Consider the following 11,291-nt stretch of genomic DNA (forward strand, 5'->3'; position numbering starts at 1 on the left):
GTCAGTGCTGCTGCGCCTGACCCGTGGTCTGCGGCGTGGGGGTTCCTGAGGGAGCAGGTGTGCTCGAGGGATTGGTCTGCTGCGGATTGGGTCCCGGCTGCGTCGGCGCATTGGCGGCCGACTGCGCCGCCGGCGTGTTGCTGGCGCCGGCGTCATGACCCCACACGCCCATGTTGACCAGCAGAACGCCGCCGAGCAGCACGATCATGGCGCCCGCGCCAAATCCCGAGGCCCACAGCAACAGGTTCCGGGTTGCGTTGACGGGCATCGGTTCTTCGTTGGTGGTGTAATCGTCGGCCATGGTGAGCTCCCGTCTGTCGTGTGGTCGCCCGGAATGACAACGCGTCGGTTTTGGCGATGTTCCAACCGTTGGATTTGTGGAACAAAGGGGCATGGCCAAGGACATCGTGACGCACATCGACATCCGCCCGGTGCCGTCAGACCAACGCGCCGCCTGGGAGCCGCTGTGGACCGGCTATCTCGAATTCTACAAGACGAGCGTGCGCAGCGAGGTCTACGACAGCACGTGGGCCCGGCTGCAGGATCCGGCGGAGCCGATGCATCTGCTCGGCGCCTACGTCGACGGCAAGCTCTTGGGCATCGTGCATTTCATCTATCACCGCACGTGCTGGACGATCGGCGACTACTGCTATCTCCAGGATCTGTTCGTCGCGGAAGGCGCGCGCAAGCTCGGGCTCGGCCGGGCGCTGATCGAGGCGGTCTATAAGACCGCGCACGCGGCTGGTGCGAGCCGCGTCTATTGGCTCACCCACGAAAGCAACGCCACCGCGCGCGTGCTGTACGACAAGCTCGCCACCTGGCCGGGCTTCATCGTCTATCGGCACCTGTTCGCCGATCGCACTTGATCAATTCGGGGACGATAAAAAATGCGGACGGCTTTCGCCGTCCGCATCAACGTTACAACTTGGCAGCTCGCGATCAGCACACCCACATGCGGCGCCAGCGCCAGCCGTACGGCGTGCCAACGCGGATCGTGCGCCAGCAGCCATAAGGTCCCGGACCGTAACCACCGTATCCGTAGTAGCCGCCGCCATAGTACGGATAGCCGGCAGCAAGACCGAGCCCAAGGCCCAGGCCCACAGCCGGGCCGCCCCAGCCGCGACCCCAACCGCCGCGGCCCCAGCCGCCGCGGCCGCCCCAGCCTCGACCGCGAGCTTCTGCCGTGCCAGGCACAGCCGCCGCACCAATCGTCGCGAGCGCCACCAGCGCAAACAGGATCTTTCGGAACATCTCTCCAGCTCCTTTGAAAGCCTCCGCCCTAGGTAGCATTTCCGCAGAGACTTTGGACAAATTTGTGGAATCCACCGCGGTGGATTGCGGCAACAGCGTTCCCGATTACGTGAGGTTGCGGTGCGGCACGCGGTATGATGCGCGCATGATTCTGAAGATTCATTCATGACGGCCGCGCTGGCCTTGATGCCGAAGGCGCAGACGCGCCTGTTTCTCGACGTCGAAAGCTCCGTGACCGGCCGCGCCTGGCGCGACCGGCTCGACGAGCGGGCGACGGCGCGTTCGCTGGCCATTGCGCAACGCAGCGGCGTGCCGGAATTGCTGGCGCGCGTGCTCGCCGGGCGCGGCGTCGAGCCGGGCGATGTCGAAGCCTACCTCGATCCCACCGTGCGGCGGCTGTTGCCCGATCCGCATGTCGTCACCGCGATGGAAGCCGCGGCCCAGCGCATCGCCGACGCGATGACGCGCGGCGAGCGCATCGCGATCTTCGGCGATTACGACGTCGACGGCGCCACGGCATCCTCGCTGCTGGCGCGATTCCTGCGACGGAGCGGGCAGGAGCCGATCATCCACATCCCGGATCGCATCTTCGAAGGCTACGGCCCGAATGTCGGCGCGATCCGCGCGCTTGCCGATCGTGGCGCCCGGTTGTTGATCACCGTCGATTGCGGCACCACCAGCATCGAGCCTTTGGCGGAGGCGAAGAAGCTCGGCCTCGACGTGATCGTCATCGATCATCATCAAGCCGACGAGAATCTGCCGGACGCGCTGGTGGTCAATCCGAACCGGCTCGACGATCTGTCGGGGCTCGGCCATCTCGCTGCGGTCGGCCTGGTGTTCGTGACCATCGTCGCAGTCAACCGCGTGCTGCGCACGCGCGGCTTCTGGACCGAGACGAGGCCCGAGCCCGATCTGCTCGGCGCGCTCGATATCGTGGCGCTTGGCACGGTGGCTGACGTCGTCCCGCTGCGCGGTCTCAACCGCGCGTTCGTCGCCAAAGGCTTGATCGCGATGCGCGGGCGCACCAACCCGGGCCTCACCGCATTGATGGATGTGGCGCGGCTCACCGGGCCGCCGGAGCCGTGGCATCTCGGTTTCCTGCTCGGGCCGCGCATCAACGCCGGCGGCCGCATCGGCCGCGCCGATCTCGGCGCGCAGCTCCTCACCACCGACGATCCGATCGAAGCGGGACGGATCGCGGCCGAGCTCGACCGGCTCAACCGCGAACGCCAGGTGCTGGAGCAGGCCATGCTGGCGGAAGCCGAGGCCGAGGCGATGGCCGCGCTGGGCCTCGAGGAGAAGGGCGCCGTGGTGGTCACCGCCGCGGCCAATTGGCACCCCGGCGTGGTGGGACTGCTTGCCGCGCGGCTGAAGGAGAGATTCAATCGCCCGGCCTTTGCGATTGCGCTCGAGCCGGGAGGCATTGGCACCGGCTCGGGCCGCTCCATCCAGGGAGTCGATCTTGGCCGCACGGTGCGACGCGCAGTTGCCAATGGCCTGCTGCTCAAAGGCGGCGGCCACGCGATGGCGGCGGGCATCACGGTGAAGCGCGAGCGGCTTTCAGAGTTTCGCGCCTACCTCGAAAGCGAATTGGCCGCGCCCGTCGAGGTCGCGCGGTCGGACCAAGCGCTGCTGATTGACGGAGCGGTCAGCGCCTCGGGCGCAAACCTCGCGCTGATCGCGACGTTGTCGCGGGCGGGGCCCTACGGTGCCGGCAATCCCGAGCCCGTGATCGCGCTGCCGTCGCACACGGTGGCTTATGCCGAGGAGGTGGGGCAGGCGCATGTCCGCGTGAGACTTCGCGCCGGCGACGGTACGATGATCAACGCCATCGCGTTCCGCGCCATGGGACAGCCACTCGGCCAGGCGCTGCTCGCAAGCCGCGGTCAGGCCATACATGCGGCCGGCACGCTGAGCGTCGATCGCTGGAACGGCAACGAGCGCGTGCAGTTCCGCATCATGGATATCGCGTTGCCCAATCCGGGGTGACGAGCGCGCATTGGATCGGCATACTCCCGGCCCGCAAACAAGAAAGGCCGGGACCGCAAGCCAATGTCGAAGCTCAATCTCTCCGTCGCGATCGGCGATTATGACCGCAACCGGCCGCTGATCGACGGCGCCGTCCAGATCGACGGTGTCGATCCGGTGTTCATGAAGCTCTATCCGGAGGAGATTTTCTTCCGCGCGTTCCGCAGCGAAGACTTCGACATTTGCGAATGCTCGCTGTCGAGCTTCACGGTCAAGACCGCGGCGGGCAACAACCCTTACGTCGGCGTTCCGGCCTTCGTGTCGCGGATGTTCCGCCACACCTCGATGTATGTGCGCACCGACCGCATCCAGAAACCGCAAGACCTGAAGGGCAAGAAGGTCGGCCTCCCGGAGTACCAGCTGACCGCGAACGTCTGGGCGCGCGCCATCCTCGAAGACGATTTCGGCGTGAAGCCGTCGGACATCCACTGGATCCGCGGCGGCATCGAGCATGCCGGGCGGCCGGAGAAGATCACCATCCAATTGCCGCAGGGGGTGCGGCTCGACAACGCGCCGGACGGCAAGACCATCTCGCAGCTGCTGGCTGATGGCGAGATCGATGGTTTCATGGCACCGCGGCCACCGAACGTGCAATCGAAGAACATCGGCTGGTTGTTCCGCGATCCGGTGGAGGCCGCGAAGGACTATTTCAAGCGCACGCAGATTTTCCCGATCATGCATCTGATCGGCGTGCGGAGGACGCTTGCCGAACAGCATCCGTGGCTGCCGGGCGCGGTGTTGAAAGCTTTCGAGCAGTCGAAGGCCGCAGCGCTCGCGCATCTGTGGGATACGTCGGCGACCAAGATCACGCTGCCGTTCGCCGAGGAGCGGGTGGCCGAAGCGCGTGCGCTGATGGGTGACGATTACTGGCCCTACGGCGTCGACGCCAACCGCAAGACGCTGGAGAGCTTCCTCAAGCACCACCACGCCCAGGGTCTGTCGTCACGATTGGTGAAGGTCGAGGAACTGTTCCACAAGGGAACTCTTGAGAGCTTCAAAATCTGACAGGCGGTTGGGAACACCACGTCCAATGATGCGTTCTGAACTCTTCGAATAGAGTTGCGACCCGTGTCGGGCGCGTGACTGAAAGGGCGCAGTCATGATCAACAACACCGTGCGGCGTCTCATCAATCTTACGGGGTTCGACATATCCCGCTCGGATTATGGGAAGCCGCGCTGGAGCGGCATTGCAGAGGACTATTACCCAATCCAAGTGCGTTCGAGATGGGGGCACGGTCGAAGCCCGCACAAGCCAATCGAGAATCTGCTCGCTTCGGAGCTGACGTCATTCAGTTCATTGCTGTGCGATTTTCTCAAATACGAAGACCGCTTCGCAGAAGTCTCCTACGAACAGACTGCGCCAACTCTGCCGTATTGGAACAATCGTTGGTACAGCTCGCTGGACGGCGCGGCGCTGATGTATTTTGTTTTGAGCAGAGAGCCAAAGATTTATTTGGAAGTCGGCAGCGGCCATTCGACAAAATACGTCAAGGCGGCAATTTCCGCCGCTTCACTGCCCACGCGCATGATTTCCATCGATCCGCATCCCCGGTTGGAGATCGACGAGCTCTGTGACGAGGTCGTGCGATCTCCGCTGGAGGACGTCGAGCTATCGGTTTTCGATCGTGCTGAAGCCGGTGATATTGTTTTTTTCGACGGATCGCACCGTGTGTTCACGAACTCCGATACCACCGCGTTTTTCCTGGACGTTCTTCCGCGCTTGAAAGAGGGAGTGCTCGTTCACTTCCATGACATTTTCTGGCCTGACGATTACTTGCCCGAATGGGATGGGCGTTTGTATTCCGAGCAATACCTGCTGGGTGCGCTGCTGCTCGGCGGATCGTCGCGATATCGCGTCGTCTTGCCAAATTACTTTGTATCAAAGAATGCGGAGACGGCGCCGATCATCAGCCAATTCGGAATTCCTGTTACCTATCCGGGGACGACCAAGCCGGGGAATTCGTTTTGGATTCAGATCAATTGAAGCACGAGCGGCTAAGAGCCCGCGCGCAGCCGCGCCAGAACTTTGAGCCCGGCGTAGCCGTCGGCGGGCTCGATGCCGACCTTGTTCTGATAGGCACGCACCGCCTTCATGGTGTCCGAACCGATGCGGCCGTTGGTGCCGCCGGTGTCGAAGCCGGCCTTGGTGAGCCGCTCCTGCAATTCCTTGAGTTCGGCCACGGTCGGCGGCCGCTCTCCGCCGGGGAATTGCTTCACGAAATGTCCTTCGCCGCGCAGCAGGTCGCTCAAATGGCAGATCGCTAGCGTGTAGTTGTTCGACGGATTGTAGCTTCGCACCGCCTTGAAATTCTGTCCGATCAGGAATTGCGGGCCGCCACGCTCCGGCTCCCAGAGACGCATCACCGCATGTGAGGCAGGAAGCGCCTCGCCATCGGCGCGCGTGACACCCAGGCTCTTCCAATCGGCGAGCGTGTGCGAGCGGCCGCCATGGGCGCCTTTGACCTCGTAGCCCCAGCGCTCGCCGCGCCGGTAATTGCCCCGCTTGACAAGATAGCGGGCCGTCGAGGCGAGGGCGTCAGCCGGGCTGCCGAACGGCGAGACGCGGCCGTCGCGATCGAAATCGAAGCCCATGTGGAGCCAGACTTCGGGCATCCACTGGGTGTGGCCCATGGCGCCAGCCCAAGAGCCGCGCATCTCCGAAGGCTTGCTCCAGCCGCGCTCGACGATGACGAGCGCGTTGAGCAGCTCCTGCTCCCAATAGGCCCTGCGTCGCGGCTCGCCATAGGCCAGCGCTGCGAGTGCCGGGAAGATCGGCCGCATGTATTTTTCCTGCACCATCGGATCGCCATAGGCGGACTCGACGCCCCACAGCGCCAGCAGGATGTAGCGGTCGACACCGATCTCGTGCTCGATTTTCTCGAGCAGTGCTGCGTTCTGCTTGTAGATCTCCTTGCCGTTGATCACCCGCCAGTCGGAGCAGCGGCGGTTGACGTACTGCCAGGTCTGTTCCTTGAACTCGGGCTGCGCGCTTTGCAGCGCATAGACCGAGGTGTCGGGCTTGAGCCCGCTCATCACGCCGTCATAGGTCTTGTCGGAAACGCCGCGCGCGTGCGCACGCTTGCGGAAAGCGTCGACCCATTCCGGAAAAGACCTGTGCGCGCTCTTTGCGCTTTTTGCGGTCTTGGTACTTTTGGCGCTCTTCTTCGCCCGTGCAATTGCAGGCGAACCGAAGGCAAAGAGGGACGCGCTCGCGATCGCGCCTTGCAGAAGATAGCGGCGATTCTGATTCATGGCTGCATTCTAGAAGCGCGGCTCAAGCCCGCAACGCGCGCTACTGTCGCGGTTAACGCCCGGCGTAGCGCTTGAGGCGCTGCAACTTCGCCTTGCTGCGAGCCTTGGCCCATTGCGGCTTCTTGCGATGCCTCGTTGTCGCGGAGCCCGACGACTCGGTGGTCGCGACCGATCCTGTCGACGATGGATCATTGTCGGGAATGGCGGCGGCGTCGATGAGCTCGGTGCCGCGCGCGCCGATCAGGCGCTCATAGGCAGAGACCAGAGTCATGTAAGGACTGACGAACACCCAGCCGTCGCGGGTCGGCACCTGGACGTCGAAGTGCAGGTGATAGCTCGTGCCGGCTTCTTTCATGCTGTAGTTGCCGACCTCTCCGATCACTTCGCCTTCCGCGACGCGCCGGCCGTTGAGCAGATTGTCCGCATCCATCTTGCGCGGGCTCATATGCAGATAGCGGAAGCGAATGTGCTCGTTCGCCGTGTTGACGACCAGGTAGGCGGCCTCCTGTCGCGGCGAGCGCAGGATCATACCGTCACGCACCGCGAGGACATCGCCCGGCGGGTCGCAGCGGTCGGAGTTCGGCGCCGGACGACAGAGCAGCGGCCGGATGTCCTGGCCCTGATGGCCGATGCCGGCCGGACACTGGCTCACCGAGAAGCCGCGCCGTTCGCAGAAATTGTCGCGCCAGGGCACGGTCGCGGCCTGCACCGCGAGGACATCGTTCGGATCGGTGATGCGCAGCCGCGTGCCGCGCCGGAACAGTTCGGTGCCGGCAAACACCGGCACGTCGGCGAGTGGGAAGCGGATCTGCGAGTACACCGTGTAGTCGGCCCGGCCGCCCTGGCTTCGGAAGCTCGTGCCGGACTGAACCTGGCCGGGTGCGAAGTAGCCGAACGAGTGCGACACTTTCGCTGGCCGTTCGATCGGCCACGGCTCAACGGCGTGCTGGACGCGCGGTGAGCCGCCGACCACCTGCAGCGCGCGCAGGAAGCGTTGTGCGATCTGATCGGCTGTGCGGCACGACGGCATCTTCATGCGCACCGAGGCGGTCTCGAAGCAGCCGATCGCGACGGAGTAGGGCACGCCATAGCGCACGAAGTTATAGCGCAGGTGGCTTTCGAGCAGCGTCTTGCGGATGCCGGGAAATTCATTCTCCAGCGCCGGCACCGGCTGGCCCGCGATCTGCGGCGGGGTGTCGAGTTCGTAGAGCAGCGCTGAGCCCGAGATGGTCACCTCGATCGGCTCGGGAAATCTCACCTCGGACAATTCGGGAATGTCGTTGGTCCGAACCGCAAACGCTGCGTCATAGCCGGCCGGTCCTGGATAGAAGAATGTCGCGGCGCCGAAGCCTGAGAAATATCGCACTTCGTCGTCGGCGACCGTGCCGTCGGCCTGATCGCGAAGTCTCGCCGGGACGTCGAACGGCAGCAGCACCGGCACCGGGCTCGTGGCCAGCGCCGGGAAATACGACGACATGATGCCGTTGAGCCGCACGAGTGCCGGATATGCGGTGCGTGCGCCGCCCCGCGTCCGGATCGGTTGCGCCGAGCCCAGATTGTCCTCGCCGAGCGAGGCCGCGGCGGCGCGCCAGTCGGCCTCGGCGTAAGACAGCCGCGGCGGTTTCATGGGTTGAAAGGTGCTCGGCGCCGGAACCGTGTTAGGCGCCGCGCTTTGCGCGGTTGCGCCCGCGCCCCCCAATGCCAGCAGCAGGCCTGCAACCAGTGCTGTTCTCACCGAATGCCTTCAGCCAGTCGATTCCCCGGAGCGTGAAATTAGCCGATCCAGCCGGGTCGATGCGAGCGCCCAACACGATGGAATCACCGGATTCGTCCGTGCCGATCCGGGATTTATGGTGCGTATCTGAACCGCTGTTCAGGATCGCGGTTGGGGCAGGGAGAACTGGCGACCCCGGAGAGATTCGAACTCCCAGCCTATGGAATCGAAATCCATTGCTCTATCCAGTTGAGCTACGGGGCCGCTGGGGTTGAGCTATAGCACAGCGGTTCGGCTTGGGAATCGCGGATCGCCGCGGCAGGGGATATCAGGGTGGCCTTTTTCGCGCCGGAAAGTCGTCTAGCATCCGGTCGGGCGTGTGGGGCGCGAGGTGGGGAGTTTTGAGATTGTCGAGCGTCACGGCCGGGCGTGCTTTCACGATCGTCGCGTTGCTGGCGGGGAGCTTGCTTGCAGGCTGCTCCGGCACGAGCATGGAGGGCTTTCAGTTCGGCAAGGCCAAGACCGAGCCGCCGCCCGATCCCATGAAGTTTCCGGCCGACTACAAGCCCGAGGTCGCCGACTTCCTGCGCAGAAACATCGAGAACCCCACCAAGATCCGCGACGCCTATATCGCGACGCCGGTGCTGAAGCAGGTCGGTAACACGCAGCAATACATCACCTGCGTTCGCTACAATCCGCGTGACAGCAAGAACCAATACGAAGGCCCGACGCAGCGCTTCGTGATTTTCCTCTCCGGGGAAGTAAACCAGTTTTTGCCGGACAACCCGCAGATGTGCGCGGGGCTCGCCTATCAGCGCTACCCGGAAATCGAAAACATGGTCCCCTGAAGCCCGCGTCGCCATGCGGGCCGGTGTTGCGATTTTGGCAGGCCGGCCCGGCGCGGCATGAAGGGTCAAGCCTTGCTGGAGCGGCGAAAACCCAGCATGTTCCCGTCAAATTCGTTGCAAGCAGCGCGAGGAGGGGCTTCGCGCATCCGGAGGAACCATGATCCAGGTCAAACGCTTCAGCCACGCCACCTTCGAGACCCCGGACATGGCACGGCAGACCGACTATTTCACGCAGGTGCTGGGCCTTGCCGTCGCGGGCAAGGAGAACGGCCACGTGCATCTCGCCAGCAAGGTCGGCGATCTTGTTGTGCAACTGAATAAGTCGGATCAGTCGCGCTGCACCAAGCTGTCGTTCCAGGTCGATCCGCATACGTCGCTTGCCGACCTCAAGAAGGGGCTCGAGGCGGAAGGCATCAAGGGCGAGGAGCGCTCGGATGCCGCGCCTGGAATTGGCAAGGCCGTCGTATTCAAGGACCCCAAGGGCACCGAGATCGAGATCTTCGCCGAGCAGAAGCAGATCACCGGCCCGCAGCAGGTCCCGGGCATCGGGCCGCTGAAGCTCGGCCATCTCGCTTTCTGCGTCGATGACTGCAAGAAGTACGCGGACTTCTACTGCAAGGTGCTGGGCTTCCGCGTCTCGGACTGGATCGAAAACTGGTTCGTCTTCCTGCGCTGCGGGCCCGACCATCACACCATCAACTTCGTGCGCGGCCAGCGCACCCAGATGCATCACGTCGCCTTCGAGCTGAAGGACTGGGCGCAGGTGCAGTCGGCGATGGATTTCCTCGGGCAGAAGAACATCAACCTGTCCTGGGGACCCGGGCGGCACGGTCCTGGGCACAACATCTACACTTACCATCGCAACCCGGACGATCAGATCATCGAGATGTTCACCGAGCTCGACAAGATGCTCGACGAGTCGCTCGGCTATTTCGATCCGCGGCCGTGGCACCGAGACCATCCGCAGCGTCCGAAGGTGTGGGAAGGCGTGCGCGACATCTGGGGCCTGCCGCCGTCGCCGGATTACATGCGGCAGCGGCAATAACTGCCGAGGCACTGTCATTCCGGGGCGGCCCGCAGGGCCGAACCCGGAATCCAGCCGAGCAGGTGCTTTCTCCGGAACTGGATTCCGGGTTGGCGGGCTGTTGCCCGTGCCCCGGAATGACCGCGGTGAGAGAAACTACGCCGTCCGCCGCAGCTCCGACTTCAGCACGTCCGCGTTCACGACGTTGATCGGATCGCCGGCTGTATAGGCGGTGATCTGATCGAAGATGTCACTGAACTGCAGCTCGTATTCGTCGCGCGTGACGTAGCCGAGATGCGGCGTGCAGATCACATTGTCCATGTTGAGCAGCGGGTTCGCGGTGTCGCGCATCGGCTCCTCCTCATAGACGTCGACCGCAGCCATCCCGGGCCGGCCTGCGCGCAGCGCCTCGACGAGCGCGCCGCGTTCGATCAGCGGCGCCCGGCTGGTGTTGACCATCAGCGCGGTGGGCTTCATGCGGCGGAGATCGTCGTAGGTCACGATGCCGCGCGTCGCGTCGACCAGCCGCATGTGCAGCGTGATGACGTCGCAGCGTTCGAAGAAGGCGAGCTTGCTGGGCGCAACCAGGTGGCCCTCGGCCTTGGCGCGCACCATCGACTGCGGCCGTGCCCAGACCACCACGTTCATGCCGAAGGCCTTGCCATAAGCGGCGACGGCCGCGCCGATCCGGCCATAGCCGAAGATGCCGAGCGTCTTGTTGCGCAGTGTCGATCCCACGCCGAGCTGCCAGGTGCCGGCCTTGAGCGAGGCCATCTGCTGCGGGATCTGGCGAAACGCCGCGATGATCAAGCCCCAGGTCAGCTCGGCGGTGGCGTAGGATGGCGTGCCGAGATGCATGTTCGACGACACCACGATGCCGAGCTTGGTGCAGGCGTCGATGTCGATATGCGGATAGACGCTGCGCTGGCTGATCAGCTTGAGCTTGGGCAGCCGCTCAAGAAGCGGCTCCTGGATCTTGGTGCGCTCGCGGATCAGCACCAGCGCCTCGGTGTCCTTCAGCCGCTCGGCAAGCGCGTCGACGTCCTGGACGTGGTCGTTCCAAACCGTGACGTCATGGCCGTCGAGCTTCTTGAAGCAAGCGAGAGTCCGGACCGTATCGTGATAGTCGTCGAGAATTGAAATCTTCATGGCACGCTGTTCCCCGCAGGCACCA

At 64.1% G+C, this 11,291-nt stretch carries 11 protein-coding genes and 1 tRNA gene; 6 read left to right on the top strand and 6 right to left on the bottom strand.

Translation table 11 applies throughout. The annotated features are described in order from the left end of the window. Nucleotide 1: 1 nt before the first annotated feature. Nucleotides 2–301: a hypothetical protein gene (locus RHPLAN_RS17775; protein WP_068020378.1), complete on the bottom strand. Its 300-nt coding sequence runs from the start codon at nucleotides 299–301 to the stop codon at nucleotides 2–4. 91 nt (nucleotides 302–392) lie between these two features. On the opposite strand from RHPLAN_RS17775, the gene RHPLAN_RS17780 reads away from it, so the two are divergent. Next, on the top strand, nucleotides 393–866 hold the full coding sequence (locus RHPLAN_RS17780; RefSeq protein WP_068020380.1) for a GNAT family N-acetyltransferase: 474 nt from the start codon (nucleotides 393–395) through the stop codon (nucleotides 864–866). A gap of 73 nt (nucleotides 867–939) precedes the next feature. Here RHPLAN_RS17780 and RHPLAN_RS17785 read toward each other — a convergent pair whose 3' ends face one another. Continuing rightward, the gene (locus RHPLAN_RS17785) at nucleotides 940–1,251 is read right to left on the bottom strand and encodes a hypothetical protein (RefSeq protein ID WP_068020383.1); all 312 of its coding nucleotides are present in this window, start codon (nucleotides 1,249–1,251) and stop codon (nucleotides 940–942) included. A gap of 165 nt (nucleotides 1,252–1,416) precedes the next feature. Between RHPLAN_RS17785 and recJ the strand changes: the two genes are divergently transcribed. From recJ to RHPLAN_RS17800, 3 genes are all read left to right on the top strand, one after another. Next, a complete protein-coding gene (gene recJ, locus RHPLAN_RS17790) occupies nucleotides 1,417–3,240 on the top strand; it encodes a single-stranded-DNA-specific exonuclease RecJ (RefSeq protein ID WP_068020384.1) in 1,824 nt (607 codons plus the stop codon). Nucleotides 3,241–3,303: 63 nt separating this feature from the next. Further along, a complete protein-coding gene (locus RHPLAN_RS17795) occupies nucleotides 3,304–4,284 on the top strand; it encodes an ABC transporter substrate-binding protein (RefSeq protein ID WP_068020385.1) in 981 nt (326 codons plus the stop codon). Between the two features lie 94 nt (nucleotides 4,285–4,378). Continuing rightward, entirely contained in the window at nucleotides 4,379–5,263 is an 885-nt protein-coding gene (locus RHPLAN_RS17800; protein WP_068020386.1) for a class I SAM-dependent methyltransferase, read from the top strand. A gap of 11 nt (nucleotides 5,264–5,274) precedes the next feature. Here RHPLAN_RS17800 and RHPLAN_RS17805 read toward each other — a convergent pair whose 3' ends face one another. From RHPLAN_RS17805 to RHPLAN_RS17815, 3 genes are all read right to left on the bottom strand, one after another. Continuing rightward, on the bottom strand, nucleotides 5,275–6,531 hold the full coding sequence (locus RHPLAN_RS17805; protein WP_068020388.1) for a lytic murein transglycosylase: 1,257 nt from the start codon (nucleotides 6,529–6,531) through the stop codon (nucleotides 5,275–5,277). A gap of 52 nt (nucleotides 6,532–6,583) precedes the next feature. Continuing rightward, a complete protein-coding gene (locus RHPLAN_RS17810; RefSeq protein WP_157100326.1) occupies nucleotides 6,584–8,266 on the bottom strand; it encodes a M23 family metallopeptidase in 1,683 nt (560 codons plus the stop codon). 166 nt (nucleotides 8,267–8,432) lie between these two features. Beyond that, nucleotides 8,433–8,509 (bottom strand) — tRNA-Arg (locus RHPLAN_RS17815). A gap of 143 nt (nucleotides 8,510–8,652) precedes the next feature. Here RHPLAN_RS17815 and RHPLAN_RS17820 point away from each other — a divergent pair. Together RHPLAN_RS17820 and RHPLAN_RS17825 are read left to right on the top strand one after the other, a co-directional pair. Further along, nucleotides 8,653–9,093, top strand: a complete 441-nt coding sequence (locus tag RHPLAN_RS17820; RefSeq protein WP_068020391.1) for a hypothetical protein — start codon at nucleotides 8,653–8,655, stop codon at nucleotides 9,091–9,093. A 157-nt stretch (nucleotides 9,094–9,250) separates the two neighbouring features. Beyond that, nucleotides 9,251–10,138: a VOC family protein gene (locus RHPLAN_RS17825; RefSeq protein ID WP_068020392.1), complete on the top strand. Its 888-nt coding sequence runs from the start codon at nucleotides 9,251–9,253 to the stop codon at nucleotides 10,136–10,138. Nucleotides 10,139–10,273: 135 nt separating this feature from the next. Here the strand turns inward: RHPLAN_RS17825 and RHPLAN_RS17830 are convergent, their stop codons facing one another. Then, nucleotides 10,274–11,266, bottom strand: a complete 993-nt coding sequence (locus RHPLAN_RS17830) for a D-2-hydroxyacid dehydrogenase family protein (protein ID WP_068020393.1) — start codon at nucleotides 11,264–11,266, stop codon at nucleotides 10,274–10,276. Nucleotides 11,267–11,291: the final 25 nt, after the last annotated feature.

The sequence above is a fragment of the Rhodoplanes sp. Z2-YC6860 genome, from assembly GCF_001579845.1.
Classification (GTDB): Bacteria; Pseudomonadota; Alphaproteobacteria; order Rhizobiales; family Xanthobacteraceae; genus Z2-YC6860.